This is a genomic window from Pseudomonas sp. GW821-FHT10C09 (assembly GCF_059415465.1).
Map to the genome: position 1 here is coordinate 98,765 of NZ_JBWKNG010000004.1, position 22,257 is coordinate 121,021.

Consider the following 22,257-nt stretch of genomic DNA (forward strand, 5'->3'; position numbering starts at 1 on the left):
GATTCCCCCGAGTTCAGATGTCAGTACCGTCCAGAAACCAGAGCTAAGGGGTGTCGACCCTGGCGGGGTCGGTGGCAGGCATAACGGCAAAGCGCTTGGCGAGCCAGCCATAAAGCGGGTAGCCGAACACCAGCACAAGGGCGCCCCCGAACACAGCATCCTTGCCGCAGGCGTGCAGGGCGTACAACGAATAGGCGATCGCGATCAGCAGCACGGGGGTGTTGCGCAGATAAACCGCTGGCGAAACCCGCGCCTTGTACATCATGACCAGCAGCCCGGTCAGCGCCGTCACGTAGGGGATCAGATTGGTCACGGCGGCAAGATTGACCAGTTTGCCGAACTGGGCAGCGGCGTTGGGCGAAATGGTCGACAGGGCCATCAGCGTCTGCAACACACCACACACCAGCATGCCCATGAGGGGCGCGTTGTGCCGGTTGAGCTTGCTGAACAGTTTCGGAAACATCCCTTGGTCAGCGGTCATTTTCGCCGTTTGAGCCAGGGTGAACTGCCACCCCAGCAGCGAGCCCACACACGCCATCACCGCCAGCGCCATGATGATGGTGCCGACCGTGGGGTTGAACATTTGTGCGTAGACCAGCGCGAAGGGGGCCGAGGAGTTGGCCAGTTGTTCATTGGGAATGATGCCCTGGATGACGGTCGTCGACAGCACGTAGACCACCGCCGCGCCGAGCGTGCCAAACAGACAGGCCAGTGGGACGGTTCGCTTGGGATCTTCAACGGCATCGCTGGCCTGCGCCGCTGATTCCATGCCGAGGAACGCCCAAAGGGTCAATGGAATCGCACTGCTGATCGCATCGGCGTTGGAAAGGTTATTCGGGTTCCAGGCGGACACCAATATCTCTGGTTTAAACCAGAACCAGCCAATGATGCTCAGGCCTGCCACCGGGATGATCACTCCCCAGACGGTGATCGCGCCGATCCTGCCGGTAATGCCGGGGCCACCGAAGTTGGCGACGGTGGTCAGCCACAGCAGGCCGACCGTGCCGATGAACAGGGGGATTGCGCCCGTGCCCAGCCAGGGCAGGAACGAGGTCATGTACCCCACGGCGGAGATGGCGACCGCGACGTTGGCAATGGCCAGCGACAGGAAGTACAGATACGAACACAGGAAGAACCCGGACTTGCCGTGCGCCTCTTCGGTGTAGGCGGACAACCCGCCCGGGCGCTGACAGTAAATGCCGCACTGGGAAAAGCAGTAGGCGATGGCCATGGAGCCGACAGCGGTGACGATCCATGACAGCAAGGAAATGGCCCCGAGCTGCGCCATGCTGGTCGGCAACATGATGATGCCCGACCCCATCATGTTGACCATCACCAGTGTAGTAAGCCCCACGAGGCTCATTTTTTTGCTTGAGTCGGCCATCAAAAACTCCTTTTTCCTCACATGTGCCAAGCTGTCAGGTGTTACTGCACCACGCACTCAGATGTCGCCAAGCTCAACTTCAGGAAGCCCATGTCATGACGCAATCTCATGCAAAGCAGGTCCGTCGCGAGTTTTACAAAACAGTGTGGTTCTACATTCGAGTTGTCTGGCCGATTTTCTCAATTCTGTTGTTTACGATCGTGCTGTTCGGTTTGATCATCGCCTACCTGGAAGGGTGGGGGGCGCTTGACGGGATCTACTTCGGGTTCGTGACCGGTTTAACCATCGGCTACGGCGACCTGGTACCCAAAACGCCTCTCTCGCGTGTCCTTGCAGTCTTGCTGGGTTTCAATGGCGTCCTGATGACGGCGATATTCGCCGCCGTCAGTATCCGCGCCATCGAGGAGACCGCGCGAGCGGCCCAATCCGAGGAATAAGGCCGTCGCATCGCGCTGAACCCTAGTAGGGTTCAGCGATGTATTTGAACGGGTAATTGGCCGCCTTGTAGCCGCCAATTTTGCGTTTCGGCAGGCTGACTTTTTCTTGCTTGACCTTTTTATAGGGGATGTTCTCCAGCAAGTGAGTCAGGACGTTCAGCCGTACGGATTTCTTGTCCTCGGAGCGAGCGACGTTCCACGGTGCCCAGTCGGTGTCGGTGGCTTCGAACATTTCGTCACGGGCGCGCGTGTAGTCGTCCCAGCGGTTGTAGGACTTGATGTCCATCGGCGACAGTTTCCAGATCTTGCGCCCGTCGGTGATGCGTTCCTTGAGCCGGCGGGCCTGCTCTTCAGGGCTGACTTCCAGCCAATACTTGAACAACAGCACGCCGGAATTGACCATAAGCCGTTCGAACATCGGTGCCAGCGTTAAAAAGCTGGTGACCTGCTTCTCGTCGCAGAACCCCATGACCCGCTCGACGCCCGCGCGGTTGTACCAGCTGCGATCGAAGATCACGACTTCGCCGGCCGCCGGAAAGTGCGGCATGTAGCGTTGCAGGTACATCTGGCTTTTTTCTCGCTCGGACGGTGCCGGCAGGGCTACCACACGAAACACCCGCGGGCTGACACGCTCTGTCAGCGCCTTGATCGTGCCACCTTTCCCGGCGCCGTCGCGGCCTTCGAAAACAATCACGACCTTGGCCCCGGTGGCGACCACCCACTGCTGCAATCTGACCAGTTCGACGTGCAGGGTCTTGAGCTGTTTTTCGTAGTCTTTGCGGCTAAGCGTGTCGGCTTTTTTTTCCGCAGAATCGGCTATTTCACGATTGGTTTTTTTCATCGCGATACTTCAACCTCTGGTGGTCTTGAATAGGGTGTGTACCGGTTGCGAGTTCCCGGTACGGCTTGCGAATAAAGGGTAGTTCAAATTACCAAGGGCAAGATGACGCAGGTCATCCGCCTTCCGGGCCGCGTGCGAAATCACTGTTGATCTCGCTGCAGGCGTTGATAATCCGCAACGGCTTGCTCCAGATTGGGGAGCATCCGTGTATCACCCAATGCCTGGCCCAATGGAGCATGGATAACCATCGCGTAAACACTGGGACTCATGCCCACCAGCCACAATGAAATGCCTTTTTCTCGCAAGCGCTGTTCTGCCGCCGTGAGCATTTTCAACGCGGTGTACTCCAGGTCGAAAACACTGCGCAGATCGAGAATCACAACGCGAGGCTCTGCCACCTCGATAAACGAGCGGATTTTCGTACTGAGGTGTTCGGCGTTGGCAAAGAAGATGCGACCTTCAGGGCGCAGCATCAGCAACCCCTCAAAGTGTTCGTCGCCGTCAGTCTCTGCAGAGGGCGGGCGATACACATTGGTGCAGGGTTTGCGTCCCAATATGTGCACGGGCGGGTCCGAGACCTGGTAGGCCAGTGCCAGCAACGAAACAATGATCGCCACGACGATCCCTTGCAGCGTGCCGAGCAACATGACCCCGACCAGTGCCACCAGCGCCCAGATAAATTCTGTTCGGCGTATCAAGAGAATGTCGCGAAATTCCGAAGGCTGGATCAGGCCAATCGAATACACGATCACCACGGCGGCGAGCGTGGCATTGGGCATCAGGCCAATGAACGGTGCGATCAACAGGCAAGTCCCCAGTGCCAGTCCGGCCGTGATCAATCCCGCCAGTTGTGATTGCGCACCGGCCAAGCGGTTGACGGCGGTTTGGGTGGTCCCACCGCCAGCGGCCATGGCCCCCAGCAATGCACCGCCGATGTTGGCAAACCCTGTCGCTACCAACTCACGGTTGGGCTGCAACGCGGGTTCATCACTGCGGGCAAATGCTCGTCCCGCCGCGATGGTTTCGGTAAAGCTCATCAGCGCAATGCCCAAGGCCGATGGCCAGAGTTGCGACACGATCGACCAGTCGGGCAGCGTCAACGCGGGCAATCCGATTGGAACGACTCCCACGGCCGACACACCCAATTGCTCCAGGTTCAGCACACTCATGCCGACAATGCCGAGCGCAACCGCAATCAGCGGCGCCGGCAATCGCGGGGTAAAGTGCTTCATGCCGATAAGAATCAGCACCATGAACACACCGACGGCCACGGTCGGCAATGAGGCATGCCCCAACCCTTCAACAGTGGCGATGACGTTGTGAAAAAAACCACCTTTTTCGATATGGATGCCCAGCAACTTGGGCAGTTGATCGAGCACGATGACAATCCCGATGCCGGCCTTGAAACCCACCAGCACCGGGTCTGAAATGAAGTTGGCAACGAAGCCGAGGCGCAGTATCCCGGCCAGGGCCAAGATGGCGCCGACCATCAAGGCCAGGGTGGCGGAGGCAACGATCAGGGTTGCCGTATCGCCGGACGGGCTGACCTGGCCCAGTGCGGAAGCGACCAGAATGGCAAGCGTCGTAGTGGTGCTGACGCTGAGCGGGCGTGAACTGCCGAGCACGGCATAGATCGCCATCGGTACCAATACGGTATAGAGGCCGATCTGTACCGGCAGCCCTGCAATGGTGGCGTAGGCCAGTGCCTTGGGAATGACCACGGCTGCGGCGGTCAGACCCGCGATGGCATCGCCTTTGAACCAGCCCTGTTGATAGTTGCCGAGCCATTCCGGTAACAGGGAACTCACAACCCGCCGGGGGGTTAATCCTGAAAGCCGATCGTCCTGATCGCTACGTTGTTGGTTCATGAGGTGCTCCAACCCAAACTTTTCATGCCGCGTTAAATCCCTACGCCACTGACCACGCGGCGCCTGGACGGCGGCGTGCAGTGACAGACAATGCAGTTGATCGAGGACACGCAGAGGAGGGCAGGCGCCCCTTGGTAAAAGGGGACGCCTGTTATTTTATTAATGGAATGGAAAGATGTAGTTCATCCACGCAGCCATGCGCAGCAGGATTTTGCGCATCATCGCAATGTGCTCAAAGTGCTTGCTATAGAGTGCTGCCTGCCCGTACGCGCCGCCCGGCATCTGGCTACTGTATTGGGCGTAGTCCGGATCGGTTATCTCGATAATGACCGGTACCCGGCCTGCCGGCGGTGAGCCGGTGAAGCCGATCAACGTTCCGGAGGGCTGTACCTGGCCTTCTGCGATAACGGTGATGACGCTTGAGACCCGTCCCTCGAAGACTCTGCCGGGAATGCCATCGAAAGCCACTTCCGCCTCATCGCCGACCGACAGGCGTAACAGGCTGTTTTGACGCATCCAGGCGGCAAAATAATGCCCCTCGTCAGGGATGAATATCATGCTGGGGCGCAAGGGGAACTTGGTCGCCATCATGCCCGGACGCAAGGAAACATGGGTCACGAAGCCTTTGCTCGGGGCGCGAACGGTGGTGTTGTCCAGTTCATACTGGGCACTGTCCAGTTGTGCCTGCAAATCGTCGGATCGAGCAATCACGACGTCCAGTTCTCGTTGGGTGGCGAAGTTGCGCTTGATCAACTCAGTGATTCGAGCACGATCAGCTTTTGCCGAGATCAATTGTGCCTTGATGGACTGGATCTTGTACTCGAACGGAGCAGGATCGATCCGAAACAGCACGTCGCCTTTTTCCAGAGGCTCATTCCCTTTGACCGGCACGTCGATCACCTGACCACTGACCACCGGAATCACGGGCACGGAGACGAAGTAAGAACGCGCGACCTCTGAGTACGGGTGGTTGTAGTTCATCGTGAAAATCAATGCGCCCACAATCAGGATCCCGCCGAGGACGGCGGTAGGGACTGTCCATTTGTTCAGTGGAATGCGGAAAATCTTGAAGATGGCAACGCAGATGGCGGCATAAGTCAGAATAAGTAGAAGATCCATGGCTTAGATTCCCTCGCCTCGATTGTCCGACGCTGGATTGCCCCGCGCAGTGCCTGTAGCCGTCTCCAGTCGCTCAATGCGACTTTGCAGATCGGCAACCTGTTGTTCCAGATGCGCAACATGAAATTGTGGTGACTTGCCATCACCAAACCCCCATCCCCTGTCTTCCCGGTACGCCATCGCCCAGATCCATAGAAATGGCCAAAGCGCATGCAGGGTGAACAAACTGACCCAGCCAGTGGCATGGATCGCATCCTGGTGCGGGTGATTGCGGTGTACGGCGATTTCGTAAGGAATGTCGTGTAGCGCGATGATTCCGTAGAACAGGACCAGCCCTACAAAGAACAGCAGGCCTAGTGCGAAGTAATCCAGCATGGTCGCCCCCTCGTGGCACAAGCGATGTACTTGGGTCAGTGTAGTCACGGATTTTTATGAGTGCGGGCAGTCTTGATGACTAGAACTGAACCGCCGCTCGATTGTCAGCCTACGCAGGCCTGGCCTGGGGGCGAGCGAGAGAATCTGCTTAATTGAGGCTGTGTTCTAGGTCGTTTTATGCAAGCGTTGGTATTTTCTGCGCGCTGCTGGATACGGGCGGTTGGGCCGTACCAGTGAGGGAGGCGAGGGCTCGTCTTTGCACTGTCGAAGAGCTCTCGCTATTCACTTGGCGTCCGTCAATCAATCCCTGCGCTTATCAAGACATTGACGGCGCAGGGTCATGTTGTTGATCTCCATGCAGCTGACCGCGTGATCATCCGCTTTGTCTTTGGCATTCTTGGCTTTGTCACAGTTGCCATTACCGTTGCAATTGCCTTTTTGATCATTGTTGTTTTTTACGCAGTTTTTGGCAGCGTTTGCACTGCCCGCGTTATTGCAATTTGAAGCGGCGAAGGACGGCGATGGCAAAGCCAGCGAGAACAAGAGTGTGCATACAAACGTCGCGATGATTCTCATAACCAAGCTCCTGAGTAGATTTTTTTACCAGCAACACTGCTCGAATCGATCAGCGTTGAACGGTTCATTGCGTGTAGCACCGAATGTCAGTTTCGTTTTTACCCCTGTCGGGTGGATAAAATCGTTGGCATTTGCAGATCCTTGTAAATCGCGAGAAACCTCAGGCCCGAGGTAAAGAGCAAGGCAATCCACCCAGCGACCTGGATGGTCGGGAATGCATCGCGCAACAAGACATAGACGATGCACCCCAGCAGGATCGGCGTGGCGTAGATCTCACGCGACATCAACAAGGAAGTTCTGCCGGCCAGAACATCACGCACGATGCCGCCGCCAATACTGGTCAGTACACCCATCATCACGGCAAAAGGTGCCGCGAGATGCAATCCGAGCACTTTCTCGGTAGCGACCAATCCGAACAGCGCGGCCGCAAATCCATCGAGGTACAGCAAAAGGCGATAGCGCTGCTGGAATCTTTTGGTGAGAAAAAAAGCCAGCGTGGCTGCAATCAGGCCAACCCAGATGTAGTTGAAGTCTGCGATCCAGAAAATCGGTTGATCGAGTATCAGGTCGCGTACGGTCCCGCCACCAATAGCGGTGATGATGCCCAGCACCACGGCGCCGAACACATCGACCCCCGCCTTCTGGATCGCCAGCACCCCGGTGATGGCAAACACGGCGGTGCCCAACATTTGCTGAAAATAAAGCATCCATTACTCCGTTCTCAGGCTGCGCCCATCAGCAGTCGGTCACTTGCTCGCATCCAGCACGACGCGATAGCGCGCCTTGCCACTGCGCAGATGATCGATGGCTTCGTTGACCTTGCTCATCGGGAAAAGCTCGACCTGCGGCAGGATCTGATGACGTGCGCAGAACTCCAGCATAGTCGCCGTGTTGCTGGGCGAACCCACGGGGGAGCCGGACAGGCTCTTTTGTCTGGGAATCAGGTCAAACACGTGCACCGGAATGGCGCTGGGCACGATGCCGACAAAATGCAGGCGCCCCTTGCCGCGCAACGTGCCGAGCATGGCTGCCCAGTCGAGGTCGGCGCTGGCGCTGACCAGCAGAAAATCCAGGGTGCCGGCAATGGCCTTCAGGGCGTTGCTGTCGGTCGAGGCGATGACGTTGTGGGCACCGAGGCGCTTGGCTTCATCCTGCTTGTTCAACGACGAGGTAAAAGCCGTGACTTCGCAACCCCAGGCATTCAGGAAGCGCAGTGCCAGGTGCCCCAGGCCGCCGATGCCCACCACGCCGACCCGGTCGGTGGGTTTGACGCCGAACTCCACCAAAGGGTTAAACACCGTCGAACCGGCGCAGAACAAGGGGCCGGCCATGGACGGGTCAAGCCCTTTTGGAATCGGCAGCGCCCAGGCCCAGTGTGAGCGCAGGCGGTCGGCGAAACCTCCGTTGCTGCCGATGATGGTGGGCTTGGCAGTGTTGCAGAGCTGGTGGGAGCCTTCGATGCACGAAGAACAATGCATGCAACTGCCCTTGAACCAGCCGATGCCGACCCGTTGTCCGACTTTTAGACCGCGTACCTGCGGGCCCACGCGAACGATGCTGCCGACCACTTCGTGGCCGGGAATAAACGGGTATTGGCTGATGCCCCATTCGTTATCGATCATCGATTGGTCGGAATGGCAGACCCCGCAATACTCCACGGCGACTTCCACTTCCTCGCTGCCCAACGGGCCGGGATCATAGCTATGGCGCTCGAGTGGCGCGCCGGCCTTTGTTGCGGCCCAACCGGTGAATGTCGAGAGTTCGGTGCTGTCGCTCATGGGGAACCTCCATATCGGCGGCCGCCAGGGAGGGTGCGGCGCAGATAAGGAAGTGTAGCGGGGCGCTTGCGCTTGTCTCGGATGTTGATGAATGGGGCGCCCCGCGGCATGGATCACCCGGTTGTAGATTCCGCGAGCCTGGCGATCACCTTGATCTCGAACTGGAAGCCATAGAGCCACGTCACGCCGACGGCGGTTAACGTCGGGTGCGGCGCGTTACCCCAGAATTCCGGTATTACTTTCCAGATCTTCTCGAACGTTGATTCGGGATCGACCATGAAGATGGTGACATCAATCACATCGTCGAAGGTGCAACCCGCTTCCATCAGAATGGCATTGAGATTGTTGAACGCGCGGCGGACCTGGTCTTCCAGTGCGGGCTCGGGCGAACCCGCCTCGGTGCTGCCTACTTGCCCGGAAACGAATAAAAACCCATTGGAACGAATAGCAGGCGAATAGCGATTGCGCTCATACAGTGCCTGGCGTCCAGGTGGAAAAACAACATCACGCGGTGTCATGCGGTGCCTCCTCGAAGGGCCAAAACCGACCCGGATATAACGTTGGAGAGACTGTAAGTACTTGTGCGCGGCTGATAAACGAGCAACCTTAGGCATCACTGTTTGTGAAACTCAAACAATCCGATCGATAGCCGGGGCAACAATGGACCGATTTGATGCAATGCAGGCATTTGCTCGAGTCGTGGAGGCGGGCAGCTTCACCAAGGCCGCCGAAACGCTGCACATGAGCAAGACCACCGTGACGCAACTGGTGCAGCAGTTGGAGGCCCGGTTACGCGTTAAATTGCTCAACCGTACGACTCGCAAAGTCAACGTCACGGCCGATGGCGCTGTTTATTACGAGCGGGTGCTGCGGCTACTGGCCGACATGGACGATGCGGAAACCAGCCTGTCCGACGCATCAACACTGCCCAGGGGCCGCTTGCGAGTGGATGTCCCCAGCCCGCTGGCCAGCTCGATCCTGATACCCGCATTGCCGGCGTTTTACGCGCGATATCCCGACATCCAGATCGACATGGGCGTCAGTGATCGCCTCGTCGATATGATTGATGAAAACGTCGATTGCGTGGTGCGCGGCGGCGAGTTGACGGACCAGTCGCTGATGGCGCGGAGGGTAGGGGACCTGCAACTGGGTGTATTTGCCTCACCCGATTATCTGAAGCGCAACGGCACACCCGCGCATCCGCAGGAACTGGAAGACTCGGATCATCGTATCGTCGGTTTCTTGTGGGCACGCACCGGCAAACCGGTGCCTTATGCCATGCATAACCACAGTGAACACCTTCAAATCAAAGGCCGTTACGTATTGGCCGTCGACGATGGCAATGCTTATATCGCCGCGGGGCTGGCCGGGTTGGGCGTACTTTGGCTGCCAAAATACATGTCCAGAATTCACGAGGACCGCGGTGACCTGGTGCAACTGTTCGAAGACTGGAGGCTCGATCCGATGCCACTCTACGTGGCCTATCCGCCAAACCGGCATATCAGCATCAAGCTGCGGGTGTTCATCGATTGGGTGGTCGAACTGATGGAACAACATGCGCCTGTCAGCGTCCGACAGGGCTAACTCATCTAAAGCACTATTTAGTCGAGTTATGTTGCTAAATGCTGCGAACGTGCATCAATTTCGCACAACAGGGGTTTGCGCAATGACTTTAAAAGCATTCAGCATCGTCGATCTGGTCGCAGCGCTAGATCTGGAGCCGCATTTGGAAGGCGGTTACTACCGCAGAACGTATCAGTCGGATGATCAAAGCATGGTCATAACCACGGGTGGCCTGCGTTACCGGATGACGTCGATTTACTATCTGTTAACGAAAGATTCTCCGGTTGGGCATTTTCATCTGAACCAGTCCGATATTGTTCATTACTACCATCTGGGCGATGCCATCGAGTACTCGCTGATTTTTCCGGACGGCACATTGAAGACTGTCTTGATGGGCAGCGATGTCATTGCGGGAGAATGTTTGCAGTTGAATGTACCTGGCGGCGTTTGGAAAGCTTCGCGGCTTGTAGAGGGATCGGCAGGATTCGGTTTGATCAGTGAAGCGGTGTCGCCGGGGTTTGATTACGCGGATATGGAGTTGGGTGATCGAGAAAAGCTCAGTGAGCGGTTTCCTGAGTATTCGAGGTTGATAGAAAGGCTTACACGAGGATAAGGGCTTGAGGTGGATTGAGGGCTGCAGAATCTGCGCGCAACCGGGCTAATCGTGAAATACATTGTTACGTGTAATGTATATTATGTTAAACCAGATGCTATGTTAGAAATGTTCATGAGGCTCTTAAGGCACTGATTCGACAAACCCGGTTCTGCCGTCCACGCTCTCAACGGGCCATGTACTTCGTGTTCATGGCGCGTCATTGAATGAGGTGGCTGCCGATGAAGCTGATTCAGTGCCGTTACTCTTCTGGTCAGCGGGTACCGCTGCTTGTGCAGGATGGTCAGGCGGCGCCATTGCCCAAGCTAGTCCCATTCATCTACGTCCAGCTCAAGCTCAGGCATCGTGCATACAACACCGCCGCAGCGCACCTGCGTGCGATCCAGGCTTTCTACACCTATGCCAACAGCCGAGATCTGGATATCGATGAGGCCATCTTGGCCTGTCACTTTGAGGCGATTCTCGCCTTGTTGGATGGTTACGCCATCTGGCTCCAAAGCGGCCGTCAGGCCGATAATCTGGTCGCCCGAATCGGCACAGCTGCAACGGCACCTTTTCCGCATGTCGATCCGCGTACTCGTGACCAGTACCTGCGATTGCTGAAGCAATACCTGTCCTGGTGTGTCACCCGTTACATCCCGCGCGCCCGTCAAAACTCAACCACCCTGGCTAACATCGAGGTGGTATTTGCAGATGTCGCCGACGTCATTGAACGACGCTTTGAGAGCCATATCATCAATGTTCGTCCCGACCGCACTCGTTACCGCAGCCTGACAGATACGCAACTCCAGATCATTCGCACACTGATTCGCCCGGGCGCTGCGGAGAATCCGTTTCCGGAACGATTGCAGTTGCGCAATTGGCTAATGATTGAATTGCTGCTGGAGACCGGTATCCGTCGCGGAGAGCTTCTGAAGCTCTACACCACGGATATCAATCAGGGTTCTCAGCATGCCTATGTCAGCATCAATGACCGCGAACATGACCCAGGCGACCCGCGCGCTGAAGAGCCTGCGCTGAAAACCCACGGACGGACAGTAGGTATCTCCGCACAGTTGTATGAGGTCTACGAGCACTATATCCAGGGCGATCGGCGCCCCATACGTAACGGCAGACCAATGAAATTGCTGTACCGCTATTTGTTCATCTCTGACCGAGGTCGTCCGTTGTCGATCCGCGCGTTGTCTAACGTCCTTGATCGACTGTTTCTGACCGTTGAACTGGCTCATCCGGGATTGTTGCCTACACTTTCCGCGCATGACTTTCGCCACACCTTTGCCGACCGGTTTTTAGCTTACCTGGTCGAGAAGCGTGGGTATGACCTCGAGCGGGCCACGGACGAACTCCGACGAGTCTGCGGCTGGTCTGGCACTTCGACGATGCCACGCCGTTATGCAAGTCGTTATCTAGCCGAGTCGGCCAACCGCCACAATGCCCAGCGTGCCTCGGCAGCCTGGAGCCGACTTGACAGTTAAGGAGGTTCGCCTTGACCAAATCAGCCGATCAAGAACACGCTGCACCCTCCTCCTCTTTGCCGGCTTACGTATTCAAGGGCCCGGCTCAGGTTGCCATTCGAACTCGCACTAATGACCAACCAAGGTACGTCGATACTCGATTGAGCGTTTGGACGTGGTACGACGGCGGAACGGCTATGAAAATAGATTGGGATGCGCTCCACCTGAATCCGAACCTCATGCAAATCGCCAAAGCGTTCGTGGCCTATGCACTGGAAAAGTATGCACCTGTAACGGCATTCAAAGCATCCGGGGTGTTCGGACGACTAGCTGAAAGCGATATCTCAGCCAAGTTTCCTTGGACGCGACAAGAGGTGGTCACGACCATAAGTACTTGGGCGAAATTTCGCGAGAGCACTATTTTTTTTAGAACGTTTTATCGCTGGGCCCTTAATCGAGGAATATTGGGCTTTGATAAAGAAACATATCTAGCACTTAAAGAAATCAAGACGAGCCGCCTTGATCCGTACGAACGTATATTTCTATCCCAGTCCGGTTTAGCCCTTGATGAAGAGATCCGGCTACTGCAGCGAATTGAGCGCGATATCCAGACCAAAGACTGGAGTGAAGCTCAGCTCAACATGATGCTCCACTTAAGTTTCGAACTAGGCCCGCGCTCGATTCAATTCCATTCGCTTGATATTGCGGATTTTGAGTTCATCGAAAGCGCTGATCATGAAACGTATTACACACTGTGGTTACCCATGGCCAAAAAGGTCGGTCAGCGCAGACCTGAGCGACGGCCCCGCAAAATAACCACGCGGTTGGGTGAAAAAATCTCACGGCACATTTCAGAAATTCAACGCCGATTTGGTAACGACTGTGAACCATTATTTGTCAGTCCTCGTGGAAGGCGCCTGTCTGTAACCGAAATCATTGTGGGCCTCAAATACGAGCTACGCGAAGCTGGGATAGACAAGCCGAACCAGGTAACCATGTTGTTGCGTCATCACCTCGGGCAAGGTTTGGCGGATCAGGGTACTCCGGCAGACATGATTGCCGAGCTGCTCGGCCACAACAGCACGGTTGCGGCGCGTGCTTACGTAACGGCAACCCCCAACATTGCCCGGATTTAAGAGAAAGCACTCGGTAAAAGCCCTTCCTATCAGCGCATTATGCGCAGTTTATTAACCGGGGAAATCGTCCAGCGCCGAAATACAGTCGCAGAAAGAGCCATCCGCGGCGTAATCGATACGCAGTACATCGGGGACATCGGTGCCTGTGCCCTGCCAGCTCATACGCACTGCCCCTACAATCCCGTCTACGCCTGCTACACCTGCAAGAAGTTTCACCCCTTTGCTGACGGCCGCCATGAGCAGGTGAAGGACGCGCTGCAACGGGAGGCTCAACGGTTCATTGATATGGCAGAACAAGCCGGTGACCTAATTCACAACCGGCCCCTCGCCCAGCATCAGACAACCATCCTGGCGGTAAGCGCTACCATCGAACGCTGCCGGCAGTACTCGGAGGATGCCGCAGATGACGCTGTCTAGGGCAAGGCAGAGCCTCGAGGGCTTTATTACACAGGAGCAAGCGTTTTTTCAGTCGTTGCCAATTTCAACAACGTGGGCGTCACCGGTGTGGGACGTCGGAAGTTGGTTACCACAACGGGATAACCAACATGCTCTTACCTTCGAAACGCATCGGCAAGCCCTCGAGAAGACAGGCTATCCCGCCCCGCCTAAGGGGCCACTCCCCTTCACTTTCCAAGATTTTAGCAAGGCCTTGATTGTGTATCTGCAACGCACCCGGAACCTGAAGTTTTCGATGGCGGCGGCATACAATATTGCCGTCCGGCGGTTGTACAACCCGTTATTTGAGCGCGGTGTATCCGACCCCACACTGTTGACGCGAGGCGATTTCGACCGCGTCGTAGGGTTTCTCCGCGACAGTGGCTACAAGAATCTCTACGACGCGATCTCTCATCTTCAAGTAGTTGCGGATACGATTGATAATCTGCAATTAACCGAGATCGCCATCCACTTTGCGCATGATGCAAAACCAGAGAAACGTCGCCACGACTACATTTCATTGTACGATCCTGATCGTGCGGTAAAACAGCGTAAATCTGATGACAGGTTGCCTTCTCGCGAGGCGATGGAAGCCTACGCCTTATGCTCGAACCACCCGATCAGTGAGGGCGAAGAAATTTTGCTGCGTGTGATCGATTTGTTGATCGCGACTGGGCAACGGGGTAATGAGGTAACAGTAATTCCCTATGACTGTTGGGTCGAAAGGCCGATCAAAGGGACGGCAGGAAAGGTGGTTGTAGATGCCAATGGTAAACCCATAGTCGAATGCGGGATCAGGTACTTTGCGGAAAAGCAATTTCAATCCCGAGTTCATTGGTTCGCAGAAAGCGACGTTCCTTTAGCTAGGCGCGCGGTCGAACGATTGAAGAAGCTGACCCAAGAGCAGCGAGAGCTCGCTAGGTGGCAAGAAGCCCATCCAGGGCGTCTCTGGAGCTACTCACCACAAACAGCAATGTCAGAGATTGAGGTTCTAGATTGGCTCGGGTTTAGCGAGAACCGAGATACCCTTAGGAATCTCTCTGTGTATCTTTCCCGAAACGGAGTTCACCCCTTAGACGGGACTAACCATCAGTATAACGATATCGAGCGTAGATACTTGGCCGGTGATATTGAGCGTTTTCTCGTTCCCAAACTTCGGGGTCATGCAGCGCTTACTGAAAATGTTGGAGGTAAGCTCTGTGTTGTCCTACAAACCAGCGAAACATTAGCCATCGCGTTTGATGGTCAATTCCGCCTCGGTGGGCGGGAAGCAAATGTGTTTCGGGCAATCCCGCGTCGGGTAACCCTCGTGGATATCAATCGCGCGCTGGGTAATGATGAAAAGTATCCGTCCATTTTTTCGCGTCGGTCATTGACCGAGTCTGATGGAGCTCCGATTAGGCTAACAAGCCACCAACCTCGACACTGGCGAAACACTATTTACCATCTGACCGGCATGAGTGACGTTCAGCAGGCGTTGGCCCTGGGGCGAAAGCGCCTCGACCAGAATGTCTATTACCAGCACACGAGCATTGAAGAAAACAACGCAGCCCAACAAGAGTTCTTGGCGTTCAATAGCCATCACGAGCGTATCGACTTTCTACATACGGGCATAAGAGAAAAGCGAATTCAGGGCGCTTTGACCGACAGCTACCATGCTTTGCTGTCAGATAAAGGCACGACAACTGCAGAAGCATTCCTCACCGTGCACGCTACGGCGCTGCATGTGACACCCTTTGGAGATTGCATTCACGATTTCTCCCAAGCGCCCTGCCCTAAGCATCTTCAGTGCTGGAATGGCTGCTCGCATCTCCATCTGATGGGCACTCCATCGGAACGGACCAACCTTGAGAAACAAGCCGAGAATCTTACGACCGCAATTACTATCATGCGCGACGCCGGCGCCGGAGAGGCAGGCAGCGATGTATGGCTGGCGGACCAGGAGGACAAACTCAACAATCTAAAATCTGTCCTCGCGCGCGACACCAATGCAGGTGTGCAACGCGTGTTTCCAGATGGGCATCCAATGACGATTGCGGACACGGACAAACGACACAGTTCGGTTTCAGACGATTAGAGGCGAACATGGCGCAACGACAGATCTTGAGGGGCGGCACGTTGGACGAGGCGATCGACGCCCTCCTCGCCCAAATGGTTAGCTTAGGATTGGAGCTCGCGCCTATTTCACGCCCCGAAGTGCAGCGTAGATTGGGCCTGACGAGCCGCGCGACCTTAGTGGGAGATCGTGGTCGGCGGATCGAGTCCGCCCGTATCGCACAACTGAAGGAAAGCGGAAGAGATCCAGACGGTGCCCGCCGGCGGAGAAGCTTCGAAGAGCGCATTGCTCATCTACAGGCGGAAAATGCCGCCTTGATTACACAGCGCGATAGGCTCTACGAAGCGCTGTCCGTGATTTTGCATCGGTGCCTATTGAAAGGGTTGGATGTTGAAGACGTAATGGAGCCGGTACGAAAACGATGAGCAAATGATTACTCATGTTTGCTCTGCACGGGCTTGACTAACCAGGCCATCCAGGTTTGACCGAGTATTTGAATGCGTCAGACAGCTATGGGCACCACTGGAGGTGAGGCAAAATCTTCCAATTCCGGACTGGCTGCTTTATAGCGCTTGCTGTATAGCCGCTTCCCAGTAACGCGGACCAGGAGACCTGCAACTCGATCACGTCGAAGACCTCGGCACGGCGCACCGGCCTCAGTAAGTCAAAGCCCCACATGAGAGTCGTACTACCTGAGATCGCTGCGGACCCGCTCAAGGAGATCTTCCAGCTTAATGTCTGGGTCTTTCTTGAGGTAGCAGGCGATGATGACGGATACCGGATGCACCCCAATCGTGCCCGCCAGCTCGTCGACCTTCTCTATGGTCGCACCTTTAATACCTCTCTCCAGCGAGCTCAAGAAGGTACGGCTGCTGACTAGAGCAAAATCCTCCTGTGTTAATCCTCGGCTGATACGCAAGGCGCGAAGCGCTAACCCGAACGCTTGTTTTACTTCCATTTGCTTTACTCGCAAATGGAAAGATAAGGCCTTTTGTGCACTCTATAGGGCTACAATCTATAGTGTTCATTTTGGGGATTTTTATGTTTAGAACCTATCGGCGAGACGCAATGATCTTTTCTTCCCAGTTGGAGCCGGATCTCCATCTGTGGTCGTGCGTGGAGCAGATCATCCCGTTACCTTGGTTTTATGTCACAGTCCTCAAATGCAGTGGCGATTCCACATCGCGACACATGCTCATGGTTTCCGACGTCCAAACGTTGGAAGATCTGAGTTTGTTCAAGTCAGCTGGTACGGCAATCGAGTCAATTCTCCTCGCCACACCGCCTGCCATGAATGGCAAAGAGAGATGGCTAATGGAGCAGCTCACAGAAATAGCATACGTTCCGAAGTCAAAGGGCGCGGTCCGTCACTACCGATTTAATGTTAAAGAGGGCGCGGTTTACACCAGCTCATGTGACCCTGGACTAGAGGTAGAGCAAGGTAACATCAGCAGGGTCGTGATCTCGCTGTGCTCTTGATTTATGCCATTTGGTCTGCCCGTCGCGCGTCTGAGGCATCAGCCCGCCCGGTTGGCCGGACGGTTTCGCCGCTTAGGTCGTTTTCAGTCCTTCACGACAGACAGCCATCGGCCGAGGTTGTGTAAAAACGTTTTACAGCAAATTTAACGGCCTGAACCAGGACGAAAATCACGTTCCTACGTAAACTTCAGGTCTGCTGATTAACCAAGCACTAGCAGATTCTACGTAGCAACGCAGACTTCAAAACCATACCTTCGTTTTTACACACTCTGGGCCAAAAGCGGCCCCTGGCGTGACACCTCCTTGCGACGACATCGGTCGTAGACACTTCGCAAACGACTTCGTATCCTCTCATCTATAATTATCGTATTTTTCCCTCAGCTCCATGGTGTGTAGACGCTGACGCCGAATTGACCCACGTGCCGACGCAAGACTGCCCTACCCCAAGTAGCCAGAAATCCAGCATAGGCAATGGTTCGCGAGGAATAAGACTGGGTCAGCGTCATCTCGGCCACTGGATCAATTCGGCGTCAGCACCAACATTGAGCGCTCATTTCATGTTTGAGCAGTGGGGTCAACCTTGGTCAACTGGTGAGACGGCCGCCTGCCCGCCTGGCGCACCCTTCGATCGCCGCTACGGGCGCAACAGCAATACCAACTCGGTAAGTACTCCGAGCCCATATTTTCTGCCACCATCCGTATCATACGCCACCCATGAGCCAGGCTCAGGATCAAGCGATGGTGTATCGATGTAGAGGCTTAGCCATCCCGTGGGTGACGCTATTTTGAACGCCGTATCATCCCGCCAAGACATAAATCTGAAAGCTGCGCCCACTGGAGGGTTTGACTGTTTATCCCTTAATTCTATTGAGCCAGAACTCTCCTGGATTAGTACTCCTTCCTGATTACCGCTTTCAACATAAGCATGCATTGTGGTGCCAAATGTTAAGCCGCCAACTCTTAAAGAAATCTCCCTCTTTAGCTTCAAGGAATTAGACATCCCAACGAACTGCTTAAAGTCGAAGAACACTTTGCTATGTGGAGGAATGGTCCACACTACAAAAGATCGGCCGGCACCTGACGTGTAGCACACAGGGTCTTGTCCCACCATATGAGTGACGTCGCAAAGTAAAAGGCACTTCCAGCAGCGTCTTATCAACCATTTTGTTGTGAACGACTTAATAACCAGCGTGGATTGCAGTGCATTGTCGGCACCATAGGATCTTTTCGCAATCAGAGGTAAATACTTCCCGTCAACAGGATATTGATGCGGGTGAATAGTTAGGGTGCTGCTAGGAGATTGCGGAATTCCATGGGCTAGAGTGAGGTAGGGGTTTTTGTCTTGGACCGCTATGGGCACCCCTTGAGTACTATAAAGAATGCGCCCAAATATGAGTAGATACCCCCGTATGCAAACAAGCAGCATGAACGCCATCTGTAGTACAGACATTACACTCATTGCCAGGAAGGTCCAGTTTACTGCATTGATAGCAGACTTTTCCGCAATTTTAAATTCTTCTACTACAATCAGCTTAATTTCATCAGCTGCGGTTGATATTCCTACAACGACTTTGTTCCCCATAGAGCTTAATCTCTCTTCCAAGGCGCTTTTCAATCTGTTGCGCGGCCCCCGATACGCTGCATCAACACGCTTATACGCTATACTTTTAGCAATACAAGGTGCACTGACCCCAACAAACCAAAAACAACTGCCAATTTCAGGAGGTTCAAGATCCGGATAAAGTTCGTATATGTGTTCAGGCAGGACAGTTGCGAACATTTCCTTTATTTTGGCTTGGGTAGCCAGCACCGTTTCTTGTACGCCACCTTTGGCTTCGCTAGAATGAGCAAGAATTTTCGCCTCGATTGATTTTAATTTGCGTAAAACACCCGCTTTGACATCTTCATGCAACGTATCGCGCCATGGATCGCTTTTATAAATTTCAAAGTAGCTATTTGCGACCTGACCTTTTTCATAAATTTTATCGGAGAGAGCCGAGTACATCGAGTCGCTTACATAGAGAACTCCAGCAACCACAAGTGGAAACGGCAACCATTTAATTGTTGAAAGATATGCAGCGCTTATGATCTTTTGCTTCGGGAACATTTTAAATATCGCCTGGTTATCTGTGATAGCCCGAAGCGCAAACCTAAGAACAAATCCTGAAACAACTGCAATAAATACCGGGTAAAGAGCAACTACAACACCTATCTGTTGAGTGCCAACTTCCGATGACTTAGTTGAAAAATAACTGACAACAGCCGTCGCAACTACAAACAAATAAAACGTCGAATTGAGAAACCCTGCAACCCAGATCAATAGCGAAAATACAACTGAGGCTGACATTATGTAGAGCATGGAATCGCCGTACGTTTTGTTTGCGATCATACGATGCCTTAACAGGTCGAAATCTGTTTCATCTACAGAAGCAGCAGCCAGTACAAGCGAATACATCCGACCCGCGCCCAACTCATTGCTTAGTTCTCTAAATCGGGACTCCAACCAAGCAACTCTCTTTTTTATTACAGGTATTGACTTGGCATAACCTTGACATTCGCGCGGCCTGTTTATAACAACGCAATTGGCCGCTCGCTCGATATTCCCTAACTCAAACTTTATTATATCGTTTATGAGGAGGATACTGTCCTCCGCTTTTCTGGCATCCAGCCAAATCTCAACGGGGCGAAGCATTGTATTCTCCCACCGAGTTTGTACATCACTAAGGAGCACATTTGGAGGTGCTGGCGAAACTATCCAACCGCCGTTAGCCAGCCCTTCGTCCAGCCTCACAATGCGTCTTTTGATCACTTCCAAGTCGTGAGATGTAGGGTAGAAAGAGAGATCACTTTTTTGGCTGTTTGAAACACCGCCAATCTCGTTGGGGGTGCTCACTATGAAGAGCAACCCTGGTACGAGCATCACAGCCATGACCCAATTTTTATTGAAATAAGCAATCATCGCCCCAGCTACCAAGGGAATGCTGAAGTAAGGACGCAGCACTTCAACATTAATAGTCGTCATGTAAAATCGATCTGCACCCAGTATCCAGTTCATTGGATACAGGGCAACTACGGCCGCTGCAGGAGCGATCATCAAAGCGGCGCACCAGTAACCCACTACCGGGTTCTTGTAAACTTGGGTGAAGCGCTGTACGCAGTGTTTTAGAAACGGTCCCATTACCCTTCCCCCGCTGTGATCCGCCTCAGTTATCGTAGACGGGCAAAAGAATTTCGGCTTAACAGCAGATGAACCATTTCAGGCGAGATTTCGGGTAGAGCGGGTATGGGGTCGCGAATTGTACTGCCGGCGCGCGGGCTGAACTCAGCCCGCCGTCAAATTGACTGGCAATGGTTGGGCACCAGGCAGAGATACCCGCTGTGATCGCGAGGACGCCAAAGCCCCGATGACTGAACCTTTGCGCCTAAGGTTTCTACAGCGGCGGTAGCACTTGGGATCTTTGCTTCTCGCTCCCATGTCGGCGGATAAAGGCCTGCATCGCGTCCGAGATCGGATGCTCAATATGGAAATCACCGTAGCGGTCGAGCAGGTCTTGCCAACGCGCCCTGAGTAGGCCGCTCCGACGGAACCCGGGCGCGATCCAGATCCAATGCAACCCCCACTGACCGTTGCGAGAACCGGACTCCTCCTGCATGAAGCCGCAAGCCCCAGCGATCGTGCCATCAGGTCCAGCCGCAAATAGGTACCCTTCCCAGTCCGCAGGAGCGCGCGTGGACTGGGAGCCAGGCCATTGAACAAAGTCATACCCAAACTCACGTCGAAACGCCCTGGCGCGTTCGTAGGCCTCTCCGTGCATCCATAAAGGACTCTCTGAGTTAATGAGTTCACCGGAGGTGACCGCTGCAAGCCTTTTCGCGAAACGCTTGTTTGCAGAAGGCTCCATCACCCTCCGCTTCCGCTCATGCACGACGCGATGCCGGCGGGAATCAGCTTGGTTGTTTGTCACGTAAGTCATATCGCAGAATTCGCATGTCACGCTTTCTTGCAGTCTGGGCGCCCGGTATTTTGGTCCACGCACCTCCAGCGAAATGGCCGTGTCCCCCCGCCAGGTCATCGAAAACCGGTATCCCCCGGCATCCTTGTGCTCAGTAAGCTTAGGAGCACCTTCGACGCCCTTCCAGTCAGCGTTCAGAACCTTGCGCTGCTTACCGACGCTGCGCGAGTAGTAAAGGATGTCAAACTCGCTGCTTGTGAGGTAATTGCGGTCAGAAAGCTCAGGGGTCAGCGCGTTAGTCAGTCGACTTGGGTCTACAGACATCCCAAGTGCCTCCATTGCGATGAGAAGACCCGTCACGTCCACTGCCGTCATCCCTTGATTGCCGCTCACCTCGTCTCCCGGCCGGGCGGGCTTGCGGAAAATCCACTGTTTGGGAATTGACAGCTCATCGATAAGGGTTCCTAAAACCCTCTCGATCGCTCCGTACCGCCTAGTCTCCGTCGTAAGAAGGTAGTCACCCAGATCTACAAGCGTCGAAACCCTGTCACTCAAAAGTTGGCTTTCGAAGCGGGTAAGGTTGGCCTTCGCGGGCAGAGGCCGCTTTTCCTCGGTAAGCAGCTTGTAGAGATCCGCGAGGTCGTCGCTATCAAAAAAGGTGGGCATCTGGTGTACCAGGTCGGCAAGGTGGAGTCATTTTGCCGACCCGACCGCCTCCACGCAACGCGGCTAGGCACAACGGTGCGTCTGGTAATTGCCAGTTCATCGGTGAAGCGCACCATACGGTGTTCCTTGACGAAATCCTGTCCGGGTAATTCAAGAGCGCGCTAGATGGAATTGCAAAAGCTGAAAATATTAAGGCAGTAGCAAAAGCATCCAAGACCCAAATCGCGGCCACTTTGATCAAAGAAGTTGAGGGCACAAGCGCGACGGCTAAGTCTTCTTCACCAGTCCAAAAAGGGATCAATAGCGCCGATCAGGCCGCAACCTGTTGGCGCTGACGCCGAATTGATCTAGTGGCCGATGCCACGCTGACCCAACACCAATCGGCAAAAAAGCAGGACTGGTAGTGAGTCACAAGGTAAGAGCCTGGATCAATGAAATTTCGGTAACTGGGTCAATCCTGCGCTGGCGACTACACAATTGGGGCACCAGCAGTGAGGAACCCTGCGGTGTCAAAGGCTTAACAG

The 22,257-nt window shown here is 54.6% G+C and carries 20 protein-coding genes; 8 read left to right on the forward strand and 12 right to left on the reverse strand.

Going from position 1 to position 22,257, the window contains the following annotated elements; all coding sequences use genetic code 11:
• Window positions 1-43: 43 nt before the first annotated feature.
• On the reverse strand, window positions 44-1,384 hold the full coding sequence (gene potE, locus AC07N8_RS04975; protein WP_493141744.1) for a putrescine-ornithine antiporter: 1,341 nt from the start codon (window positions 1,382-1,384) through the stop codon (window positions 44-46).
• A 95-nt stretch (window positions 1,385-1,479) separates the two neighbouring features.
• Between potE and AC07N8_RS04980 the strand changes: the two genes are divergently transcribed.
• Window positions 1,480-1,821 carry a potassium channel family protein gene (locus AC07N8_RS04980; protein WP_493141742.1) on the forward strand — a complete coding sequence of 114 codons (342 nt, stop codon included), beginning with the start codon at window positions 1,480-1,482 and terminating at the stop codon, window positions 1,819-1,821.
• Between the two features lie 22 nt (window positions 1,822-1,843).
• Here the strand turns inward: AC07N8_RS04980 and ppk2 are convergent, their stop codons facing one another.
• From ppk2 to AC07N8_RS05020, 8 genes are all read right to left on the reverse strand, one after another.
• The gene (gene ppk2 / locus AC07N8_RS04985) at window positions 1,844-2,662 is read right to left on the reverse strand and encodes a polyphosphate kinase 2 (protein WP_493141740.1); all 819 of its coding nucleotides are present in this window, start codon (window positions 2,660-2,662) and stop codon (window positions 1,844-1,846) included.
• Window positions 2,663-2,802: 140 nt separating this feature from the next.
• Window positions 2,803-4,530, reverse strand: coding sequence for a SulP family inorganic anion transporter (locus AC07N8_RS04990; protein ID WP_493141738.1), 1,728 nt, complete (start codon window positions 4,528-4,530; stop codon window positions 2,803-2,805).
• A 159-nt stretch (window positions 4,531-4,689) separates the two neighbouring features.
• Window positions 4,690-5,649: an HlyD family secretion protein gene (locus tag AC07N8_RS04995; RefSeq protein WP_483842242.1), complete on the reverse strand. Its 960-nt coding sequence runs from the start codon at window positions 5,647-5,649 to the stop codon at window positions 4,690-4,692.
• A gap of 3 nt (window positions 5,650-5,652) precedes the next feature.
• On the reverse strand, window positions 5,653-6,024 hold the full coding sequence (locus AC07N8_RS05000) for a DUF3302 domain-containing protein (RefSeq protein ID WP_493141736.1): 372 nt from the start codon (window positions 6,022-6,024) through the stop codon (window positions 5,653-5,655).
• A gap of 300 nt (window positions 6,025-6,324) precedes the next feature.
• Window positions 6,325-6,600 carry a hypothetical protein gene (locus tag AC07N8_RS05005; RefSeq protein ID WP_483842240.1) on the reverse strand — a complete coding sequence of 92 codons (276 nt, stop codon included), beginning with the start codon at window positions 6,598-6,600 and terminating at the stop codon, window positions 6,325-6,327.
• Between the two features lie 98 nt (window positions 6,601-6,698).
• Window positions 6,699-7,307, reverse strand: coding sequence for a trimeric intracellular cation channel family protein (locus AC07N8_RS05010; RefSeq protein ID WP_483842239.1), 609 nt, complete (start codon window positions 7,305-7,307; stop codon window positions 6,699-6,701).
• Window positions 7,308-7,346: 39 nt separating this feature from the next.
• Window positions 7,347-8,378, reverse strand: a complete 1,032-nt coding sequence (gene ahr, locus AC07N8_RS05015) for an NADPH-dependent aldehyde reductase Ahr (RefSeq protein ID WP_493141733.1) — start codon at window positions 8,376-8,378, stop codon at window positions 7,347-7,349.
• 113 nt (window positions 8,379-8,491) lie between these two features.
• Entirely contained in the window at window positions 8,492-8,896 is a 405-nt protein-coding gene (locus AC07N8_RS05020; RefSeq protein WP_483842237.1) for a RidA family protein, read from the reverse strand.
• A gap of 142 nt (window positions 8,897-9,038) precedes the next feature.
• Between AC07N8_RS05020 and AC07N8_RS05025 the strand changes: the two genes are divergently transcribed.
• The 7 genes from AC07N8_RS05025 to AC07N8_RS05055 all read left to right on the forward strand — a co-directional run bounded on the left by AC07N8_RS05025 (window position 9,039) and on the right by AC07N8_RS05055 (window position 16,060).
• Window positions 9,039-9,962: a LysR family transcriptional regulator gene (locus AC07N8_RS05025; RefSeq protein ID WP_483842236.1), complete on the forward strand. Its 924-nt coding sequence runs from the start codon at window positions 9,039-9,041 to the stop codon at window positions 9,960-9,962.
• Window positions 9,963-10,044: 82 nt separating this feature from the next.
• On the forward strand, window positions 10,045-10,554 hold the full coding sequence (locus AC07N8_RS05030; RefSeq protein ID WP_493141730.1) for a cupin domain-containing protein: 510 nt from the start codon (window positions 10,045-10,047) through the stop codon (window positions 10,552-10,554).
• Window positions 10,555-10,775: 221 nt separating this feature from the next.
• The gene (locus tag AC07N8_RS05035; protein ID WP_493141728.1) at window positions 10,776-12,029 is read left to right on the forward strand and encodes a tyrosine-type recombinase/integrase; all 1,254 of its coding nucleotides are present in this window, start codon (window positions 10,776-10,778) and stop codon (window positions 12,027-12,029) included.
• Window positions 12,030-12,040: 11 nt separating this feature from the next.
• Entirely contained in the window at window positions 12,041-13,144 is a 1,104-nt protein-coding gene (locus AC07N8_RS05040; RefSeq protein WP_493141726.1) for a tyrosine-type recombinase/integrase, read from the forward strand.
• Between the two features lie 39 nt (window positions 13,145-13,183).
• Complete coding sequence (locus tag AC07N8_RS05045) at window positions 13,184-13,561, forward strand: hypothetical protein (RefSeq protein WP_493141724.1); 378 nt, start codon at window positions 13,184-13,186, stop codon at window positions 13,559-13,561.
• The gene (locus tag AC07N8_RS05050) at window positions 13,548-15,656 is read left to right on the forward strand and encodes a hypothetical protein (protein ID WP_493141722.1); all 2,109 of its coding nucleotides are present in this window, start codon (window positions 13,548-13,550) and stop codon (window positions 15,654-15,656) included. Before AC07N8_RS05045 ends, AC07N8_RS05050 begins: the two co-directional genes overlap by 14 nt.
• A gap of 8 nt (window positions 15,657-15,664) precedes the next feature.
• Window positions 15,665-16,060: a hypothetical protein gene (locus AC07N8_RS05055; RefSeq protein ID WP_493141721.1), complete on the forward strand. Its 396-nt coding sequence runs from the start codon at window positions 15,665-15,667 to the stop codon at window positions 16,058-16,060.
• A 263-nt stretch (window positions 16,061-16,323) separates the two neighbouring features.
• Here AC07N8_RS05055 and AC07N8_RS05060 read toward each other — a convergent pair whose 3' ends face one another.
• The 3 genes from AC07N8_RS05060 to AC07N8_RS05070 form a co-directional block, all read right to left on the reverse strand.
• Window positions 16,324-16,593 carry a helix-turn-helix domain-containing protein gene (locus tag AC07N8_RS05060; protein WP_493141719.1) on the reverse strand — a complete coding sequence of 90 codons (270 nt, stop codon included), beginning with the start codon at window positions 16,591-16,593 and terminating at the stop codon, window positions 16,324-16,326.
• A 1,155-nt stretch (window positions 16,594-17,748) separates the two neighbouring features.
• Entirely contained in the window at window positions 17,749-20,292 is a 2,544-nt protein-coding gene (locus tag AC07N8_RS05065) for a hypothetical protein (protein WP_493141717.1), read from the reverse strand.
• A 253-nt stretch (window positions 20,293-20,545) separates the two neighbouring features.
• Window positions 20,546-21,733, reverse strand: coding sequence for a GNAT family N-acetyltransferase (locus AC07N8_RS05070; protein WP_493141715.1), 1,188 nt, complete (start codon window positions 21,731-21,733; stop codon window positions 20,546-20,548).
• Between the last annotated feature and the right edge of the window lie 524 nt (window positions 21,734-22,257).

Bases quoted from the DNA above. Each gene is read 5' to 3' on its own strand.
- AC07N8_RS05000 (WP_493141736.1), bottom strand. From the start codon at position 6,024: ATGCTGGATTACTTCGCACTAGGCCTGCTGTTCTTTGTAGGGCTGGTC.
- AC07N8_RS05010 (WP_483842239.1), bottom strand. From the start codon at position 7,307: ATGCTTTATTTTCAGCAAATGTTGGGCACCGCCGTGTTTGCCATCACC.
- AC07N8_RS05025 (WP_483842236.1), top strand. From the start codon at position 9,039: ATGGACCGATTTGATGCAATGCAGGCATTTGCTCGAGTCGTGGAGGCG.
- AC07N8_RS05065 (WP_493141717.1), bottom strand. From the start codon at position 20,292: ATGGGACCGTTTCTAAAACACTGCGTACAGCGCTTCACCCAAGTTTAC.
- ppk2 (WP_493141740.1), bottom strand. From the start codon at position 2,662: ATGAAAAAAACCAATCGTGAAATAGCCGATTCTGCGGAAAAAAAAGCC.
- AC07N8_RS05070 (WP_493141715.1), bottom strand. From the start codon at position 21,733: ATGCCCACCTTTTTTGATAGCGACGACCTCGCGGATCTCTACAAGCTG.
- AC07N8_RS04990 (WP_493141738.1), bottom strand. From the start codon at position 4,530: ATGAACCAACAACGTAGCGATCAGGACGATCGGCTTTCAGGATTAACC.
- AC07N8_RS05050 (WP_493141722.1), top strand. From the start codon at position 13,548: ATGACGCTGTCTAGGGCAAGGCAGAGCCTCGAGGGCTTTATTACACAG.
- AC07N8_RS05005 (WP_483842240.1), bottom strand. From the start codon at position 6,600: ATGAGAATCATCGCGACGTTTGTATGCACACTCTTGTTCTCGCTGGCT.
- AC07N8_RS04995 (WP_483842242.1), bottom strand. From the start codon at position 5,649: ATGGATCTTCTACTTATTCTGACTTATGCCGCCATCTGCGTTGCCATC.
- AC07N8_RS05035 (WP_493141728.1), top strand. From the start codon at position 10,776: ATGAAGCTGATTCAGTGCCGTTACTCTTCTGGTCAGCGGGTACCGCTG.
- potE (WP_493141744.1), bottom strand. From the start codon at position 1,384: ATGGCCGACTCAAGCAAAAAAATGAGCCTCGTGGGGCTTACTACACTG.
- AC07N8_RS04980 (WP_493141742.1), top strand. From the start codon at position 1,480: ATGACGCAATCTCATGCAAAGCAGGTCCGTCGCGAGTTTTACAAAACA.
- AC07N8_RS05055 (WP_493141721.1), top strand. From the start codon at position 15,665: ATGGCGCAACGACAGATCTTGAGGGGCGGCACGTTGGACGAGGCGATC.
- AC07N8_RS05045 (WP_493141724.1), top strand. From the start codon at position 13,184: ATGCGCAGTTTATTAACCGGGGAAATCGTCCAGCGCCGAAATACAGTC.
- AC07N8_RS05030 (WP_493141730.1), top strand. From the start codon at position 10,045: ATGACTTTAAAAGCATTCAGCATCGTCGATCTGGTCGCAGCGCTAGAT.
- ahr (WP_493141733.1), bottom strand. From the start codon at position 8,378: ATGAGCGACAGCACCGAACTCTCGACATTCACCGGTTGGGCCGCAACA.
- AC07N8_RS05060 (WP_493141719.1), bottom strand. From the start codon at position 16,593: ATGGAAGTAAAACAAGCGTTCGGGTTAGCGCTTCGCGCCTTGCGTATC.
- AC07N8_RS05020 (WP_483842237.1), bottom strand. From the start codon at position 8,896: ATGACACCGCGTGATGTTGTTTTTCCACCTGGACGCCAGGCACTGTAT.